Here is a 17,054-nt window from a genome sequence, read left to right as displayed (position 1 = left end):
GGATCTTTTTTAGGATGCGGGCTCGACTTTCTCAATCCCTGCTTTGATAGTTTGTACCGAGGCGTCAAACTTCTGTTGTTCTTCGTTCGTCAATTCAATCTCGATGATCTTACGAATGCCGCTTCGGTCAATCAAGGCTGGTACGCCAATATGCACGTCACTCGCCCCGTACTCGCCGTCTAGGTGAGCGCCAATCGTCACGACGGAGTTTTCATTTCGGACGATGGCCCGGATGATGCGAAGCAAGCCGACCCCAATCGCATAATAGGCGGCGTTCTTATGCTCGATGATCTGGTAAGCAGCGTCGCGTACGTCCGCATAGATCGCTTCTAAGTCTTCGAACTGATATTTCTCGTTCTCCGCCAATAGTTCATCGATACTCTTCCCATAGATGCGTGCGTTGTTCCATGCGACAAAGCCCGTATCCCCATGTTCACCCATATAGTAGGCGTGGCAGTTTCGTGGCGATAGTTCGAAATAGTCTCCAAGTTTGTAACGGAGTCGTGCTGTATCGAGGACCGTCCCTGAACCGATGACGCGTTCTTTTGGTAAACCAGATGCTTTCCAGGCGACGTGTGCCATCACATCGACCGGGTTCGTCGCGACGACTAAAATGCCGTCGAACCCGCTCTTCATCAAGTCTTCGGTCACGGTGCGGACGACCTTGGCGTTTTGCTCGACGAGGTCCATCCGTGTCTGCCCAAGTTTTTGTGCGGCTCCTGCCGTGATGACGACGATATCTGCGTCTTTACAATCCGAGTAGTCCCCTGCCCAAATCCGGACCGGTGTCGGGGCGAATGAGATCCCATGATTGAGGTCCATCGCCTCTCCTTCTGCCTTGGCATGATTCGAGTCGATTAAGACGAGCTCCTCGCAAAGCGCAGCCGTGGATAATTGATAGGCGAAACTGACGCCGACCCAACCGGCACCGATGACGGCGATGCGAGTGATGTCTTTCGGGTCAATCTCATCTTTATGCGGAATACGTGACATGTGTATCCATCCTTTCTATGATTCTTTCTCTTTTTTAGCATACCCTACATATGGCAACGACATAACAAAAAAAAACGGACTCCTTTTTACAGGAAATCCGTCATTCAAGCAATTATCCAATCGAACCTTCCATCTCGAACTTGATGAGACGGTTCATTTCGACCGCATATTCCATTGGTAATTCTTTTGTGAATGGCTCGATGAAGCCCATTACGATCATTTCTGTCGCTTCTTCTTCCGAGATTCCACGGCTCATGAGGTAGAAGAGTTGCTCTTCTGACACTTTTGAGACTTTCGCTTCGTGCTCGAGCGACACTTGGTCGTTCAAGATTTCATTGTACGGGATCGTATCTGAAGTCGACTCGTTGTCCATGATGAGCGTGTCACACTCGATGTTCGAACGTGCGCCCTTCGCCTTACGGCCGAAGTGGACGATTCCACGGTACGATACTTTTCCGCCTTGTTTCGAAATCGATTTTGAGACGATAGACGACGACGTGTTTGGTGCGAGGTGAATCATTTTAGCGCCAGCGTCTTGGTGCTGTCCTTTACCAGCGAGGGCGATTGAGAGTGTCATCCCACGTGCGCCTTCCCCTTTCAAGATGACAGCTGGGTATTTCATTGTGAGTTTCGATCCGATGTTTCCATCGATCCACTCCATCGATCCACCCGCTTCACAGACTGCACGTTTCGTTACCAAGTTGTAGACGTTGTTCGCCCAGTTTTGGATCGTCGTGTAACGGCAATATGCATCTTTGTTGACGAAGATCTCAACGACCGCTGAGTGAAGCGAGTTCGTTGTGTAAACCGGTGCCGTACATCCTTCGACGTAATGAACCGATGCGCCTTCGTCGACGATGATGAGCGTACGCTCGAATTGACCCATGTTTTCCGAGTTGATGCGGAAGTAGGCTTGGAGCGGTTGCTCAAGTTTTACGCCTTTTGGTACATAGATGAACGAGCCACCCGACCAAACAGCTGAGTTAAGGGCCGCAAACTTGTTGTCCGTCGGCGGAATCAACTTCCCGAAGTACTCTTTGAAGATCTCTTCGTCTTCTTTGAGGGCTGTGTCTGTATCTTTGAAGATGACACCTTTTTCTTCGAAGTCTTCTTGCATGCTATGGTAGACAACCTCAGACTCATACTGAGCCGAGACACCTGCCAAGTATTTTTGCTCTGCTTCTGGGATACCGAGCTTGTCAAACGTACGTTTGATTTCTTCTGGTACCTCATCCCATGAGCGTTCTGTCTTTTCAGATGGTTTGACATAGTACGTGATTTCGTCGAAATCAAGTGCCGAGAGGTCTCCGCCCCATGTCGGCATCGCCATCTTGTTGAAGTGATCCAACGACTTCAAACGGAAGTCGAGCATCCATTGTGGCTCTTCTTTCATGCGTGAGATCGTCTCTACGATTTCTGTCGTCAAGCCACGGCCTGAACGGAAAATCGAAACGTCCCGATCATGGAAGCCGTATTTATAATCGCCAATTTCCGGCATGTTCTTTGCCATATCGGTCTCCTCCTTCTCCTTACGCGTCCTCGTCTACTCCTTTTTCAAGCGCCTTCCACGCGAGCGTGGCACACTTGATTCGAGCCGGGAATTTCGATACGCCTGAGAGCGCCTCGATATCACCGAGGTCAAACGTATCCGTGTCGTACTCTTTGCCTTGAACCATTTCAGAGAAGATGTTGGCGAGTTGAAGCGCCTCTTCTACTGTTTTTCCTTTGACGATTTGGGTCATCATCGATGCCGAGGCGAGACTGATTGAGCAGCCTTCCCCTTCAAACTTCGCATCTTTGACGATGTCGTCTTCGACCTGTAGTTGAAGACGAAGCGAATCCCCACACGTCGGGTTGTTCAAGTCCACCGTCACGCCATCTTCGATGACGCCACGGTTTCTTGGGTTTTTATAGTGATCCATGATGACCTGGCGGTACAACATGTCGAGATTATTAAAACTCATAATTGAAATACTCCTTCGTTTGACGTAATCCCTCGATGAAGCGGTCGACTTCTTCTTTTGTGTTATACAAATAGAAGCTCGCCCGTGCCGTCGATGATTGCTTCAAAAGACGCATGAGTGGTTGTGCACAGTGATGACCGGCACGAACCGCGATACCTTGCATGTCGAGCACAGTCGCGAGGTCGTGCGCATGAACGTCCTTCAAGTTGAACGTGACGAGACCGACGCGATCTTCAGGACCGTAAATCTCGATCCCTTCAATCGTTTTCATCTGCTCGATTGCGTAAGACGCGAGTTCACGTTCGTGTGCTTCGACGTTTTCAAGACCGATTTCTTCTAAAAAGTCGATGGCAGCCGCAAGTCCGACCGCTCCGGCGATAATCGGTGTCCCCGCTTCGAAACGGTACGGGATGTCTTTCCACGTCGATTCATACAAATCGACATAGTCGATCATCTCGCCACCGAACTCGACCGGCTCCATGTTTTTGAGGAGTTGTTTCTTCCCATATAAGACACCGATTCCAGTCGGTCCGAGCATCTTATGTCCAGAAAAGGCGAGGAAGTCACAGTCGAGTGCTTGGACGTCCAATTTTCGATGCGGTGCACTTTGTGCGGCATCGACGACCATGACAGCACCTTTTTCATGCGCGAGTCGAGCGACTTCGGCAATCGGGTTAATCGTCCCGAGTACGTTCGAGACGTGGCTCATCGCGACGATTTTCGTCCGGTCCGATAACACCGCTTGAACGGCATCCAGTGTGACCCGTCCGTCCGGCGTGAGCTCGACGTATCGAAGCGTCGCGCCTTTACGTTTAGCGAGTTGTTGCCACGGAATCAAGTTCGCATGGTGTTCCATCGGGGTGAGGACGATTTCGTCGCCTTCACCGACATTCGCATCTCCGTAGCTCGATGCGACCAAGTTGATGGCCGTCGTCGTTCCACGAGTGAAAATGATTTCTTCAGGAACCGCCGCATGGATGAACGAGCGGACGCGTTCGCGTGCTCCTTCATACGCATCCGTCGCTTGCGTCCCGAGCGTATGGACGCCACGATGCACGTTCGAATGGTTGCGACGATAATAGTCCTCGATCGCCTCGATGACAGCGAGCGGCTTTTGTGAGCTCGCCGCGCTATCAAGATAAACGAGCGGGTGTCCATTGATTTCCTGATCTAAAATCGGAAACTGTTCACGAATCGAGGCGTTCAACATCTTAACGTACTTTCCCTTCGATGACTTCGCGGAGACGGTCTTTGACCGAATCGATTGCGAGTTCTTCGACGACAGGCGTCAAGAATCCGTGGATGATTAAACGCTCTGCCTCTTGGCGAGACAAACCACGGCTCATCAAGTAGTACAATTGAACATCATCGACACGGCCGACTGATGCCGCGTGACCTGCCATAACATCATCTTCATCGATGAGAAGAATCGGGTTGGCATCCCCACGAGCTTTTTCAGAGAGCATCAAGACGCGCTCTGTTTGCACACCGTTCGATTTTGACGCACCGTGGTGAATCATCGATGTCCCGCTGAAGATCGCAGTGGCTGCGTCTTTTTGGACACCGTGAATCAAGATGAACCCTTCAGATGCTTTTCCGAAGTGGTCGGTACGGATGTTGAAGTTTTGTTTTTGTGCACCGCGACCGATTGTCACAGCTTTTGTATCCGAATACGTGTTGTCTCCGACGAGGTGAGTCTTCGTCTCAACGACCGAGTTCCCGTCGTTCATGTGACCGAGCGCCCAATCAAGACGACCGTTCGCATAGACGACGCCGCGACGGTTCATGAACGTAAGTGCAGATTCAGCGAGTTGATCGACACCACCGAAGACGACTTTTGCGTTCTCTCCAGCGAATACTTCCGTCACGACGTTGACCGTGTGCGGTTCGTTCGTACCAGAAAGGAAGTTTTCGATGTATGTCACTTCACTGCCTTCGTCAGCGACGAGGATCGTGTGGTGATAGAGGGCACCGTTCGCCTGTTCCATCGTGAAGATCGCTTGAAGCGGATCTTTCAATTGTGTGTTTTTCGGTACGTAAATGAACGCCCCACCGTTTGTGAGGGCAGCGTTCAGCGCCGAAAGACGTTCTTCATCGACACGTACGCCTTCCGTCATGAAGTATTTCTCAACGAGCTCAGGATGTTGCTCCATCGCTTCTTTGATTCCCATGAACAAGACGCCTTCTGGCATCGACAATTCGTTATAGACGACATGACCATTGCGTTCAACGAGCACGTTTGTCCGGTGGTCTCCGAGGAGTGATTCGATGTCAGCTGTCAAACCGTCTTTCGGTCCGAGATTGACATCACCCGCTGCGAAGTCCCACTTATCAATTTTAATCTTTTCAACTTTTGGCAAAGCAAGTGTCGGCGCAAGTTCTGCTGCCTCTTTACGACGGTTGACCATCCATGCTGGTCCGCCGAGCGCTTCTGCACGTGCCGACAACGCTTGTGCATCCAATTCAAATTGTACGGTCATCGTACAGCCTCCTTACGCTTCTGTGTCTACTGTCATTCCGAGTTCTTGCTTCACCCAGTCGTAACCTTCTGCCTCGAGTCGTTGTGCGAGCTCTTTACCACCAGACATGACGATTTTCCCGTCCATCATGATGTGTACGAAGTCTGGCTCGATATAGTTGAGGAGACGTTGATAGTGCGTGATGATCAAGCAGCCGAACTCTTCTGAACGCATTTCGTTTACGCCTTTGGCAACGACTTTAAGGGCATCGATATCAAGACCTGAGTCGATTTCATCCAAGATGGCGATGTTCGGTTGAATCATCATCATTTGAAGAATTTCGTTACGTTTCTTCTCACCGCCTGAGAATCCTTCGTTTAAGTAACGGTGTGCCATTTCTGAAGGGATTTCGAGAAGTTCCATCTTCGCATCGAGTTCACGGATGAACTTCATGAGCGAGATTTCTTGACCTTCTTCACGACGTGAGTTGATTGCTGAACGCAAGAAGTCCGCGTTTGTGACACCACTGATTTCAGCCGGGTACTGCATCGCAAGGAACATCCCTGCTTGTGCGCGCTCGTCGACTTCCATCTCGAGGACATCTTCGCCGTTTAATTCGACGCTTCCCCCAGTGACCTCATAAAGTGGATGACCCATGAGTGCTGATGCGAGTGTTGATTTACCAGTCCCGTTCGGACCCATGATGGCATGAATTTCGCCACCTTTAATTTCTAGGTTAAGACCTTTGACAATCTCTTTTCCTTCGATTGAGACGCGGAGGTCATCAATTTTCATTTGTGGTACGTTAGACATTCGGATACCCCTTCCGTATTTTCTCGCCATAGTGAATGGCGTAGATTAGATATATTCTAATCTTAGACTAGTCATTTTTTTATTTCAAGCGACTCACCTTAGAATTCATTCTCAATAGAATGATAAAAGTTGAGAATGCTAATAGTAGGAAATCAAGACATTATCCGGCATTTTCTTCGACGAGTGCGAGGACTGCTTTCCGTTCCCGTACGGCAGCCGCGAAGAAGAAGGCACCACACCCCGTCAAGAGTGCCAAACTTCCGAATACAGGAAGAGACGACTGACCGAATGTATCGAGTAATACACCCCCGATAATCGGTCCGATTGTCTGTCCGAGTGACGTCAATCCCATCGCCCCGAAATAAGTGCCCCGTAAATGTTCCGGCGCGAGTTCATCCGTCAAGACGTCCGTCATCGTGAACATCAACACCTCACCGACGGTAAAGATGGCCATCGCGACAAATAGGACCCACTCTACCGTCGCAAATCCGATGAGCAAAAGTCCGAATGACAACGTCGAAATCCCGAAGAAGAGTGACTTGATCGGAGAGACACGAATCCCGAAACGCATGATCGGATATTGAACGATGAGAACCGTGATGGCGTTCGTCGTTAATAAGTAGGCGAATAATCTCGAGCCTTCTTCTAATCCATCGCGTAGCGCGATGAATTGCGGGAGCGTCGAATTGAACTGGCTATAACCGATAATCGCGAAGATCATCCCGATGATGACCGCCCGAAACGTTCGGTCATCTCTCAGGACACGAAACGTCTCCGTCAAGCGCGGGCGTGCCTTGATTCCGTCCCCTTCTTCAAACGGATATTTGTAAAACAAGATAGATATAATGATCCCGTATAATATGTAGACAGCCGTCACGACGAAGAATGCGGTCTTCACACCAGTGAGTGACAAGACGACCGCCAAGAGTGGTCCGATGGCCGCGGCGATATTAATCATGAAGTAACGGACATTATAGACGATGACTCGCTGATCTGCCTGCGTCGTATCACTGATGAGTGCACGCGAAGCCGGTTCTAGGAATGATCGCGACATCCCCATCAACATCGATAGCATGTAAAACCAAAACAGTTCCGTCGCAAGTGCGAGACCAGCGAACGTGACGGCATTCAGCACGATCCCGATCAACATGAGCTGTTTTCGTCCATACCGATCAGAGAGTGTCCCCCCAAAGAAGCTCATGAACAGACCTGAAAGTGCCGTCACGGCAAAGATCGTTCCGATCACACTCGCTGAAAAGCCGAGCGTAGCTAGATAGATCGCAAAAAATGGCATGACAAAAAACGTCGCCAGTCGTGCAAAAAACGTCCCGAACAGGACGCCCCACGTCAGTGGATGAATCTGTCTGAGCTTCATCCAAATCCCCCCTTTTCTTTCATATATGTAGTGTACTTCTCTTTATGAAAGAACACTAGACAAAAAAAGACCCAGGAGGAAGTCTCCTGAGTCGAAATGACTTATTGTTTGACCGGTACGACCGCACCTTTGTATTCGTCCAAGATCCACTGTTGTGTCTCTTCAGACGTCAATACTTCGAGGAGTGCCTTGACGCGCTCGTCTTCTTCGTCCCCTTCACGCGTGACGATCAAGTTGACGTATGGTGAGTCTTCCCCTTCGAGTGCAATCGCATCTTCGAGTGGGTTGAGACCTGCATCGATTGCATAGTTCGTGTTGATGAGGACCGCATCGCCTTCTCCATTGTTGTAAGCCGTTGGAAGAAGTGCTGCTTCCACGTCCGTCTTGAATTTCAAGTCTTTCGGGTTGTCGACGATGTCAGCGACTGTCGCATCGACCGTTTTGCCTTCCGCAAGCGTGATGAGACCTTCTGACTGGAGCATCGTAAGGATTCGTCCGTGGTCAGCGACCGATGAGCTCATGATGATTTCCGCTCCTTCAGGAAGCTCGTCAAGCGATTTGTATTTTTGTGAGTAGACACCGATCGGCTCGATGTGCACGCCACCTGCTGATGCGAATTTGTAGTCTTTGTTCTCAGCCATTTGTGACTCGAGGTATGGCTCGTGTTGGAAGTAGTTCGCATCGAGCTCCCCGCTCGCGAGCGTCTTGTTCGGAAGCACGTAGTCTTGGAACTTCTTGATTTCGAGTTTGTAACCTTTTGCTTCATATTCTTCTTGTACGTGCTCTAAAATCTCAGCGTGCGGTACGTTTGACGCACCAACGATCAATGTTTTTTCATCGCCAGAACCTGTTTCTGCCTCTTCCCCGCCGCAAGCCGCGAGAACCGTGAATGCTGATAATGCTGTCAATCCGAGTACTGTTTTCCAAGTTTTCATAATGAATCCCTCCAAATGGTATATGTGTGATTATGCTGAACGTTTATCTATCTTTGTGACGAGTCGGTCACCGATGAATTGGATGACGAACACGATGATCAAGATGAGCACCGTCGCCACGAACGTGACGTCGTTTTGTGAGCGTTGGAATCCTTCCAAGAAGGCTAAGTTCCCGAGTCCGCCACCCCCGACGACCCCCGCCATCGCCGTGTAACCGACGATTGCTACGATGGTCACCGTGAGTCCCGATACGATTGCCGGAAGAGCTTCTGGAATCAAGACTTTGTAGATGATTTGCCATTTTGTCGCTCCCATCGATTCGGCCGCTTCAATGACCCCACGGTCGACTTCACGAAGCGCAAGTTCGACCATCCGAGCATAGAACGGTGCCGCTCCGATGATGAGTGCCGGAAGCGCCGCCGTCGAACCGAGCATCGTACCGAGTAGGAACAACGTGAACGGGATGAGTAAGATAATTAAGATGATGAACGGGATCGAACGAAACACGTTGACGATCGCGCTGACGAAGACGTAAATCGGACGATTCTTCAATAAAAGCGATTCGTTTGTAATATAGAGAATCAAACCTAAAGCCAGTCCGATCACAAACGTCGCCACACCTGCGACGAGCGTCATGTATAACGTCTCCCAAGTCTGCTCCATCATAATTTGCCAATCTACGTTAGGAAACATCGCTTTCCACCTCCACTTCTACGGATTGCGAACGAATCGACGCGATGGCACGATCGATTTCACTTGCTTCCCCAATCAGTTGGATGAATAGCGTACCGAGCGCACCGACTTGTGACTGGGTCACGTTCCCGCCGATGATGTTGAATCCGATGTCATGCGTCTTGAGGACGTCAGACAAAATCGGTTGTTCTGCCGTCTCGTTCAAGAATTTCAATTTGACGATTTGACCGCTCGGATACCGTTCTTTAAGGTGTTCGAACGTGAGCGATAGATCGTCGACCGCCCCGATTTGCTTGACGAATTCTTTCGTGATCGGTTGCTCCGGATGTTGGAACACGTCCGAGACTTGACCGGTCTCAACGACTTTTCCGGCCTCCATCACGGCGACACGGTGACAAATCTTTTGGATGACATGCATCTCATGCGTGATGAGGACGATCGTCAATCCGAGCTTCTTATTGATGCTGACGAGCAGTTCGAGAATCGAATCCGTCGTCTTCGGGTCGAGCGCGCTTGTCGCTTCGTCACAGAGGAGAACCTCAGGATTTGTAGCGAGCGCGCGGGCGATCCCGACTCGCTGTTTTTGACCGCCCGACAGTTGCGATGGATAGCTGTCCTCACGACCAGCCAAACCTACGAGCTCGACGAGTTCTTGGACGCGTCGTTTCCGCTCACTTGCCGGTACCCCGATCAGTTCGAGTGGGAAGCTGATGTTTTCTGCGACCGTGCGCGACCACAAAAGATTAAAGTGCTGGAAGACCATCGAGACGTTCTTGCGAACCCCTCGTAGTTCTTTCGGGCTGAGCTTCGTGAGCTCACTCCCGGCGACCTCGATTTCACCGCTTGACGGTGACTCGAGACGGTTGAGTAATCGGATGAGCGTCGATTTCCCCGCTCCCGAATATCCGATTATTCCAAAAATTTCACCGCGATCAATTGTTAATGACACATCATCGACCGCCTGGACACGACCATTCTTCGTATCGAACCATTTGGCGACGTTTCGTAATTGAATCAATACCTTTCCCTCCTGACAACAAAAAAAGCGCGCACGTTTGAGCAAACGTGCGCACTTTATCGTACGGACAACGATTGCTCTCATCTGTCAAGGTTTCTCACCTTGCTGGAATTAGCACCATTTCGGATTGCTCCGCGGTTGCTGGGCGTCATAGGGCCAGTCCCTCAGCCTCTCTTGATAAGAGTGTTGTGTATTCGATTAGCTTTATCATAGCGACAGCTTTTTCTGCTGTCAAATCCTTTTTTCAAAAAAATTAAAAAAAGGTGCCGTCCGAGGACGACACAGAACGTAGCACCTTGAGTCACGGAAGGACAGCCCATAGATGAAAATCTTTTGCCCGTTCAAGATTTACATCCTTACATGGGGGAGATTCACCAATCATCACTCGATCTTGGCTTGGACCGTGCAATTATACGGAACGTCTTTCTTCGCTTGATTTTTTTGGGGGACAATCGAAGGGAAGACTGACGTGTATTCGTATAAAGGTAGCAGCGGCTTCGCCAAAACGTCTTGATATCGGGAATATCGCGTCCTATTTTGTGTTCAAGTAAGATGTTGTAATGAATATACCATTCGTGAACTTTCTGTGTCAACTGATTATTTAAAATTTTCAGATTATTCTAATGTTCCTCTCTCATTTCATGAAAGAGAGGACATGTTGCACATTCTGAAACGCGTACAATCGATCTTGAACTTCGCCATTTTCAAGCTTCAACAAGGCGGGTACGCTCATCACTTGGTAGGCTTCTAGCTCTTTTGGGATATAGTTCGCATCTCGCTTTTCGACTTTAATTTCAGAGTCGACCGCTTCGACGACCGTCAACATTTTTTCCGCCACAGCGCATGTACCACACATCGGGGCGTATATATATAAGAATCCGTCTGTAATCATTCTTCTCACCTCTCTTGTCATTATAAGGGGCGATGGATTCTCATTCAAAAATCGTGCTTTGATGAAATTTCAGAATTTTTCAATGATTATCTTGACTCTTTCTGTAGAGAGGAATAATATGGGTTCTAACTTTATCGCTTTTGTACATAACAGCAAAGAAGAAGGACAGGTGAATGAATGATGACGGAACAAGCAACAGGTACGATGAAACAGTTCACGATGAACGTCTTAAACGGTCTCAGCATGGCGATTCTGATCGCCCTCATCCCGAGCGCTTTGCTCGGTGAATTAACGAAAGCCATACTTCCGTATTTTCCGTCTCTTCAATTCATATTGGATGCGACGACAATTGCGATGCGGCTTCTGCCAGCCATTATCGGGCTAGCGGTCGCCATGCAGTTCGGACGATCGATTCTCGAAGCTGGGACCATTGCGATTGCGACGTATGTCGGTAGCGGTGCCGTCCGAATCGACGAAGGGGCTTTTGTGATGACCGGCATCGGGGACGTGATCACAGCTGGTGTTACCGCTGCAATCGCTACACTTCTTGTCATGAAACTCGCTCCCCACTTGAAAACGTATACGGTCATTGTTATGCCGATGACCATCATTGTCGTCGCAGGAGGCATCGGTACTTTCCTACTGACGTACATCTCCCAGATCACGACGTATATCGGTCTACTCATCATGACAATGACTGACCTGCAACCGGTCCTCATGGGAATTCTGATCGCCATGGCGTTCTCACTCATTATCGTCTCGCCGATCTCGACTGTCGGGATTGCGACAGCCATCAGCTTGTCCGGTGTCGCGGCTGGTGCGGCGAACCTCGGTGTCGTCGCTGCCGGATTCGGTCTCGCGATCGCCGGATGGCAGGCAAACGCGACCGGCACATCGATTGCCCACTTCCTCGGCTCTCCGAAGATTCAGATGGCGAACTTTGTCCGACGCCCCATCATGATGCTTCCCATTTTGGCAAATGCGGCGATTCTCGGTGCACTCGCAGGGATTCTAAAAATTGAAGGAACACCAATCAGCGCCGGGTTCGGCGTGTCAGGTCTCATCGGTCCGGTGAACGCCCTTCACCTCATGCCGGGTGGATTCGCTCTCTTCAACGTCCTGCTCGTCATCGTCTTGTTCGGACTGATTCCGGTCGCACTCGGAATCTTCTTCTACCGTGTATTTGAACGGACGACTCTCGTCGAATCCGATCATTACCGACTCGATTTCGAGTAAACAAAAAGCCGGCTTCTCCAATGGAGAAGCCGGCTTTGATTATCCTTGAATCATCGCTTCGTATTCTTCTGCAGACATGAGTTTGTCGAGGTCTGACTCTTCCGTCAACTCGACTTCAATCATCCATGCGTTTTCAAACGGTGACTCGTTGACGAGTTCTGGAGAATCCGCGAGGTCCTCGTTCACTGCCGTGATGCGACCAGATACCGGTGCATACAACTCAGAGACCGTCTTCACTGATTCGACTGAGCCGAATGGCTCGTCGAGCAAAATCGTACCATCGACTTCTGGGAGTTCGACAAACACGATGTCCCCTAGTTCGCTTTGTGCGAAATCCGTAATGCCGATGCGGGCTTTCGTTCCATTTACTTCTACCCACTCATGTTCTTTTGAATAACGTAAATTTGCTGGTACTTTGCTCATCCTAACTTCCCCCTCAAATAAATTAGACTCACATCTGTATTATAGCACTTAGCCCCAAACGTCCGTAAAGGACTTTTCTGAAAATCCGACGGTCGTTTTTTCACCATTTGTGACGATTGGTCGCTTCAAAAGCATACCATTGCTCGCCAATAGCTCGAGTTGTTCGTCTTCTGATAGATTCGGTAGCTTGTCTTTGATGCCTTCGTTCCGATAGACTTGCCCGCTCGTGTTAAAGAACTTTTTGAGTGGTAGACCTGATTGTTTCCACAGTTCGGCGAGTTCCTCTTTCGTCGGCGTCGATTCGACGATATGGATATATGTATACTCGATCCCTTGTTCCTTCAACCATTTTTCTGCCTTTTTACATGTACTGCATGGTGGATAGCCATATAGTGTCACCATCTGTTCATCACCTCTTTCCTCAATGTAGCACACCTAGAGAATTTAAATCACGTCTCAAGCAACCGTTCAATCTCTCGCTTCATTGTTGGGTTGACCACATAGCGTTCTTCGATAAAACGTAAGATAGTCGAGGCTGCGACGCCTGACTTGCCATATCCTAATACCCCGCCCAACAGGAAAGAAATCATCTTGGGCTGTCTCGACTCGACCCGGCGTGTCGGATTGAACGGGTCCCCTTGTTCACCGATTGCCTTCAAGACGTTCTGAACAGCTGCGACTTGGACGAGCTCGAATCCCGCGAGCGTTTCGCCACGACGTTCACGTAGCAAGCCGACGTATAGGTTCGTCAACGCCTCTTCATAATAATAAGCCGCTGTTTCACGGGTGATTTCGAGGCGTGGTGTCGCAAATACCTCGAGCGCCTCGTCCCGTCGCCAGACGACACGTCCTGGCGTATAGGCGATGGTCGCCATTTCATGCAGTTCAAAGACGGCGAACTCACCATAAATGCCATCATGGTACATGATCTTATGCCCGTCCTTCGTGTTTTGGAACTGATAATGAAGCGGTTCGATCTCGAGCCAGTCAAGTCGATCGATAAAGCGCGCCTTCTGCCCATCCTCGACAATCAAAAAGAAATCGAGGTCCGAATACTCATCCAACCGCTCCGTCTCTTGTCCAATCGACCCCAATGCGAGCAGCATGAGCGTCCCGTCCCGTTCGGCTACGGACCGTCCAATGCGTTCCATCCGGTCGAGTAATACATCTCGTTTTGTCATCATCTCTCCCCCTCGTCTCTATTGTACGTGGCAGAGCTCAAAAAAAGAAAGGATCGACCGCGTCCAGTCCACCCTTTCTGTTAATTTGATTAGACGATAAACTTGTTCGCTTTGATGAGGCTCGCTGCGACTTCGCGCTTCGTGCCGATCACGTTGATTGGCTGGTAGCGGCTGAATTTCTTCATTGCCGAGAGAAGCATACGTTGCTCGTCGCCAGACGCCGCTGCGTACAACACTTCTTTCGCCATGAGTTCGACTTGCTTGAACACTTGCTCCGCAAAGATTTCAGTGTAGCGGACTTTGAGCGTGTTCTTCTCTTCGCCTGAACGGGCAATCGCTTTGTCCGTACGAGCGATGGCTGCTTCAAGCGCATAGATGGCACTGATCATGTCTGCAATCTTCGCCAAGATTTCTTGTTCGTTTTGAAGGTCTTGTTGATACTTCTGTACAGCTGTACCCGCGACCATCAAGTTGATTTTCTTCATGTTCGAAAGGAGCATCTTCTCGCGAGCGAGTGGTGAGCCATCCAATTCTTGTGGCATGTAGCTCATCAGCTCTTTTTGAAGTTTTTGCGCTTCTGCGAGGAGCGGCAATTCACCTTTCATCGCTTTCTTGAGGAGCGTACCTGGGACGATCAAACGGTTGATCTCGTTCGTTCCTTCGAAGATACGGTTGATCCGTGAGTCACGGTAGAGGTTCTCGACTTCATACTCTGCCATGAATCCGTATCCACCGTGAATTTGAACGGCTTCATCAACGACATAGTCGAACGTCTCAGAAGCGAAGACTTTGTTGAGTGAGCATTCGATCGCATATTCTGCGATCGCTTGTGCGACTTTCGATCCGTCGCGCATGTTCTCATCACCGAGTGCGTCCAAGCTATCCTGGAACAAACCACCTGTACGATAGACTGAACTTTCCATCGCATAGATGTTCGCTGCCATCGTCGCCAATTTCTCTTGGATGAGTGGGAATTGGCTGATCGGTGTCTTGAACTGTTTACGCTCGTTCGCATATTGAACCGAGAGGTCGAATGCACGTTTTGAAGAACCGACTGCTCCGACTGCGAGTTTGTAACGACCGACGTTCAAGATGTTGAAGGCGATGACGTGACCTTTTCCAACTTCACCGAGAAGGTTGTCGACTGGTACTTCGACATCTTCAAGGATGAGCGTACGTGTCGACGATCCCTTGATTCCCATCTTCTGCTCTTCTGCGCCCGTTGAGACTCCTTTGAAGTCACGCTCGACGATGAAGGCACTGAACTTGTCGCCATCGATTTTCGCATAGACGACGAACACGTTCGCGAAGCCGGCGTTTGTGATCCATTGTTTCTCACCGTTCAAGACGTAGTGCGTGCCCGCCTCATTCAAGACAGCTGTCGTTTTCGCACCGAGGGCGTCAGACCCTGAGCCTGGCTCAGTGAGCGCGTAAGCCGCGATCCATTCGCCTGTCGCGAGTTTTGGCAAGTACTTGTGCTTTTGCTCTTCTGATCCGAAGAAGACGATCGGGAGCGTCCCGATCCCCACGTGTGCGCCGTAGCTGAGTGCGAACGAACGTGCTTTCGCGAAGCGCTCCGTGATGATTGAAGATGAGATTTTATCGAGTTGGTAACCGCCGTACTCTTCAGGAACGTCTGCTCCGAGAAGACCGAGCTCGCCCGCTTCTTTCAACAATTCGACAGAGAGGTCGAACTCGTGTTTCTCGATGCGCTCGAGGACTGGCATGACGCGGTCATCGACAAATCCAGCCGTCGTGTCACCAATCATCTTATGCTCATCTGAGAAATCCTCTGGTGTGAAGAGACGCTCCGCGTCGAGTGCGTCAATGACAAAGCTACCGCCTTTAATCAATTCATGTTCTGTACGTTCCATATCCGATTCCCCCTTAAAGTAATTCGAAGACACCAGCCGCGCCCATTCCGCCGCCGATACACATCGTGACAACCCCATACTTCTCATTGCGTCGTTTCATCTCATGCAAGATCGAGACTGAAAGTTTTGCTCCCGTACATCCAAGTGGGTGACCGAGGGCGATAGCGCCGCCGTTCACGTTCACTTTCGATGGATCGATTCCGAGTTCACGGATGACACCGAGTGACTGGCTCGCGAACGCTTCGTTCAACTCGAACAATCCGACTTCTTCTAATTTCACGCCAGCCATCTCGAGTGCTTTCGGAATGGCGACGACTGGACCGATTCCCATCACTTCTGGACGGACACCGCCGACGGCGAACGAGAGGAACTTGGCCATCGGTTGCAATCCTTGACGTTCTGCTTCTTCACGGTCCATGACGAGGACAGCTGCTGCTCCGTCTGATACTTGTGAAGCGTTACCTGCTGTGACTGACCCTTTGATTTTGAAGGCCGGGCGGAGTTTTCCGAGTGCTTCGATCGTCGAATCGGCACGGACACCTTCGTCATGCTTCACGACTTTCTCCACTTCCGCGACTTTACCGTCTTCACCGAGTACGTGCTCGATGACCGTCACAGGAACGATTTCTTCTTGGAACTTGCCACCTGCGATAGCCGCTGCCGCCTTTTGGTGACTGTTGATGGCGAACGCATCTTGGTCTTCGCGCGAGATGTTATATTCGGCTGCAACACGTTCTGCCGTATGCCCCATACTCATGTAGTACTCTGGTGCCGTCTCCATGATGTGTGGGTTTGGACGGATGACGTGACCACCCATCGGCACTTGGCTCATCGATTCCATACCGCCGGCGATGATTGCCGTCGCTTGACCGATCATGATTTTGGCCGCCGCGTCCGCGATGGCTTGAAGGCCTGACGAGCAGTAGCGGTTGATGGTGATCGCTGGAACTTCGTGTGACAGTCCCCCCCGGACCGCCGCATAGCGAGCGATGTTCATCCCTTGCTCCGCTTCTGGCATCGCACAACCCATGATGACGTCATCAATCGGGCCTTTATATCCTGAACGCTCAAGCGTTGCCTTGATGGCATATCCCGCGAGCTCGTCCGAACGAACGTTACGGAACGATCCGCGTTTTGCTTTTCCGACCGGCGTCCGTGCGCCGGCTACGATGACTGCTTCCCTCATCTGTATTGTCCC

The 17,054-nt window shown here is 50.4% G+C and carries 17 protein-coding genes and 1 riboswitch; of the genes, 1 reads left to right on the top strand and 16 read right to left on the bottom strand.

Annotated elements, in window-relative coordinates:
* Positions 1-9 precede the first annotated feature (9 nt).
* The 11 genes from KOG47_RS03770 to KOG47_RS03720 all read right to left on the bottom strand — a co-directional run bounded on the left by KOG47_RS03770 (position 10) and on the right by KOG47_RS03720 (position 11,142).
* Entirely contained in the window at positions 10-993 is a 984-nt protein-coding gene (locus tag KOG47_RS03770) for an L-lactate dehydrogenase (protein WP_159562599.1), read from the bottom strand.
* Positions 994-1,105: 112 nt separating this feature from the next.
* The gene (sufB, locus tag KOG47_RS03765) at positions 1,106-2,503 is read right to left on the bottom strand and encodes a Fe-S cluster assembly protein SufB (protein WP_012726850.1); all 1,398 of its coding nucleotides are present in this window, start codon (positions 2,501-2,503) and stop codon (positions 1,106-1,108) included.
* A gap of 19 nt (positions 2,504-2,522) precedes the next feature.
* Entirely contained in the window at positions 2,523-2,957 is a 435-nt protein-coding gene (gene sufU, locus KOG47_RS03760) for a Fe-S cluster assembly sulfur transfer protein SufU (protein WP_026825487.1), read from the bottom strand.
* Entirely contained in the window at positions 2,947-4,167 is a 1,221-nt protein-coding gene (locus KOG47_RS03755) for a cysteine desulfurase (protein ID WP_031422927.1), read from the bottom strand. The genes sufU and KOG47_RS03755 overlap by 11 nt, the downstream gene beginning before the upstream one ends.
* A 1-nt stretch (position 4,168) precedes the next feature.
* Complete coding sequence (sufD, locus tag KOG47_RS03750) at positions 4,169-5,437, bottom strand: Fe-S cluster assembly protein SufD (protein WP_012726853.1); 1,269 nt, start codon at positions 5,435-5,437, stop codon at positions 4,169-4,171.
* A gap of 12 nt (positions 5,438-5,449) precedes the next feature.
* A complete protein-coding gene (sufC, locus tag KOG47_RS03745) occupies positions 5,450-6,211 on the bottom strand; it encodes a Fe-S cluster assembly ATPase SufC (protein ID WP_143180266.1) in 762 nt (253 codons plus the stop codon).
* 178 nt (positions 6,212-6,389) lie between these two features.
* Positions 6,390-7,604, bottom strand: coding sequence for an MDR family MFS transporter (locus tag KOG47_RS03740; protein WP_214757535.1), 1,215 nt, complete (start codon positions 7,602-7,604; stop codon positions 6,390-6,392).
* A gap of 101 nt (positions 7,605-7,705) precedes the next feature.
* Entirely contained in the window at positions 7,706-8,539 is an 834-nt protein-coding gene (locus KOG47_RS03735; protein ID WP_159562602.1) for a MetQ/NlpA family ABC transporter substrate-binding protein, read from the bottom strand.
* Between the two features lie 30 nt (positions 8,540-8,569).
* Positions 8,570-9,232 (bottom strand): methionine ABC transporter permease, encoded by a 663-nt coding sequence (locus KOG47_RS03730; protein WP_012726857.1) that lies wholly within the window; start codon positions 9,230-9,232, stop codon positions 8,570-8,572.
* The gene (locus KOG47_RS03725) at positions 9,222-10,250 is read right to left on the bottom strand and encodes a methionine ABC transporter ATP-binding protein (RefSeq protein WP_147538181.1); all 1,029 of its coding nucleotides are present in this window, start codon (positions 10,248-10,250) and stop codon (positions 9,222-9,224) included. Before KOG47_RS03725 ends, KOG47_RS03730 begins: the two co-directional genes overlap by 11 nt.
* Before the next feature lie 77 nt (positions 10,251-10,327).
* A riboswitch (SAM riboswitch) is annotated at positions 10,328-10,434 on the bottom strand.
* A gap of 450 nt (positions 10,435-10,884) precedes the next feature.
* Positions 10,885-11,142, bottom strand: a complete 258-nt coding sequence (locus tag KOG47_RS03720) for a thioredoxin family protein (protein ID WP_215243786.1) — start codon at positions 11,140-11,142, stop codon at positions 10,885-10,887.
* Positions 11,143-11,322: 180 nt separating this feature from the next.
* Between KOG47_RS03720 and KOG47_RS03715 the strand changes: the two genes are divergently transcribed.
* Positions 11,323-12,378 (top strand): PTS sugar transporter subunit IIC, encoded by a 1,056-nt coding sequence (locus KOG47_RS03715; RefSeq protein WP_251131798.1) that lies wholly within the window; start codon positions 11,323-11,325, stop codon positions 12,376-12,378.
* 39 nt (positions 12,379-12,417) lie between these two features.
* Here KOG47_RS03715 and gcvH read toward each other — a convergent pair whose 3' ends face one another.
* The 5 genes from gcvH to KOG47_RS03690 form a co-directional block, all read right to left on the bottom strand.
* Positions 12,418-12,801 carry a glycine cleavage system protein GcvH gene (gene gcvH / locus KOG47_RS03710; RefSeq protein WP_012726861.1) on the bottom strand — a complete coding sequence of 128 codons (384 nt, stop codon included), beginning with the start codon at positions 12,799-12,801 and terminating at the stop codon, positions 12,418-12,420.
* A 48-nt stretch (positions 12,802-12,849) separates the two neighbouring features.
* The gene (locus KOG47_RS03705; protein WP_159562604.1) at positions 12,850-13,203 is read right to left on the bottom strand and encodes an arsenate reductase family protein; all 354 of its coding nucleotides are present in this window, start codon (positions 13,201-13,203) and stop codon (positions 12,850-12,852) included.
* Positions 13,204-13,250: 47 nt separating this feature from the next.
* Positions 13,251-13,982: a hypothetical protein gene (locus KOG47_RS03700; RefSeq protein ID WP_196430967.1), complete on the bottom strand. Its 732-nt coding sequence runs from the start codon at positions 13,980-13,982 to the stop codon at positions 13,251-13,253.
* Between the two features lie 89 nt (positions 13,983-14,071).
* A complete protein-coding gene (locus KOG47_RS03695; RefSeq protein WP_159562606.1) occupies positions 14,072-15,856 on the bottom strand; it encodes an acyl-CoA dehydrogenase family protein in 1,785 nt (594 codons plus the stop codon).
* A gap of 13 nt (positions 15,857-15,869) precedes the next feature.
* Positions 15,870-17,042, bottom strand: a complete 1,173-nt coding sequence (locus tag KOG47_RS03690; RefSeq protein ID WP_012726865.1) for an acetyl-CoA C-acetyltransferase — start codon at positions 17,040-17,042, stop codon at positions 15,870-15,872.
* Between the last annotated feature and the right edge of the window lie 12 nt (positions 17,043-17,054).

The sequence above is a fragment of the Exiguobacterium sp. s121 genome (assembly GCF_018617245.1).
In the GTDB taxonomy this organism is placed as follows: domain Bacteria; phylum Bacillota; class Bacilli; order Exiguobacteriales; family Exiguobacteriaceae; genus Exiguobacterium; species Exiguobacterium profundum.
The sequence above is the reverse complement of the archived record's forward strand: the minus strand, read 5'-3'. Positions and strand labels throughout refer to the sequence as shown.

Excerpts from the sequence above, each read along its gene's own strand:
- KOG47_RS03770 (WP_159562599.1), bottom strand. The coding sequence starts at position 993 with ATGTCACGTATTCCGCATAAAGATGAGATTGACCCGAAAGACATCACT.
- sufB (WP_012726850.1), bottom strand. The coding sequence starts at position 2,503 with ATGGCAAAGAACATGCCGGAAATTGGCGATTATAAATACGGCTTCCAT.
- sufU (WP_026825487.1), bottom strand. The coding sequence starts at position 2,957 with ATGAGTTTTAATAATCTCGACATGTTGTACCGCCAGGTCATCATGGAT.
- KOG47_RS03755 (WP_031422927.1), bottom strand. The coding sequence starts at position 4,167 with ATGTTGAACGCCTCGATTCGTGAACAGTTTCCGATTTTAGATCAGGAA.
- sufD (WP_012726853.1), bottom strand. The coding sequence starts at position 5,437 with ATGACCGTACAATTTGAATTGGATGCACAAGCGTTGTCGGCACGTGCA.
- sufC (WP_143180266.1), bottom strand. The coding sequence starts at position 6,211 with ATGAAAATTGATGACCTCCGCGTCTCAATCGAAGGAAAAGAGATTGTC.
- KOG47_RS03740 (WP_214757535.1), bottom strand. The coding sequence starts at position 7,604 with ATGAAGCTCAGACAGATTCATCCACTGACGTGGGGCGTCCTGTTCGGG.
- KOG47_RS03735 (WP_159562602.1), bottom strand. The coding sequence starts at position 8,539 with ATGAAAACTTGGAAAACAGTACTCGGATTGACAGCATTATCAGCATTC.
- KOG47_RS03730 (WP_012726857.1), bottom strand. The coding sequence starts at position 9,232 with ATGTTTCCTAACGTAGATTGGCAAATTATGATGGAGCAGACTTGGGAG.
- KOG47_RS03720 (WP_215243786.1), bottom strand. The coding sequence starts at position 11,142 with ATGATTACAGACGGATTCTTATATATATACGCCCCGATGTGTGGTACA.
- KOG47_RS03715 (WP_251131798.1), top strand. The coding sequence starts at position 11,323 with ATGACGGAACAAGCAACAGGTACGATGAAACAGTTCACGATGAACGTC.
- gcvH (WP_012726861.1), bottom strand. The coding sequence starts at position 12,801 with ATGAGCAAAGTACCAGCAAATTTACGTTATTCAAAAGAACATGAGTGG.
- KOG47_RS03705 (WP_159562604.1), bottom strand. The coding sequence starts at position 13,203 with ATGGTGACACTATATGGCTATCCACCATGCAGTACATGTAAAAAGGCA.
- KOG47_RS03700 (WP_196430967.1), bottom strand. The coding sequence starts at position 13,982 with ATGACAAAACGAGATGTATTACTCGACCGGATGGAACGCATTGGACGG.
- KOG47_RS03695 (WP_159562606.1), bottom strand. The coding sequence starts at position 15,856 with ATGGAACGTACAGAACATGAATTGATTAAAGGCGGTAGCTTTGTCATT.
- KOG47_RS03690 (WP_012726865.1), bottom strand. The coding sequence starts at position 17,042 with ATGAGGGAAGCAGTCATCGTAGCCGGCGCACGGACGCCGGTCGGAAAA.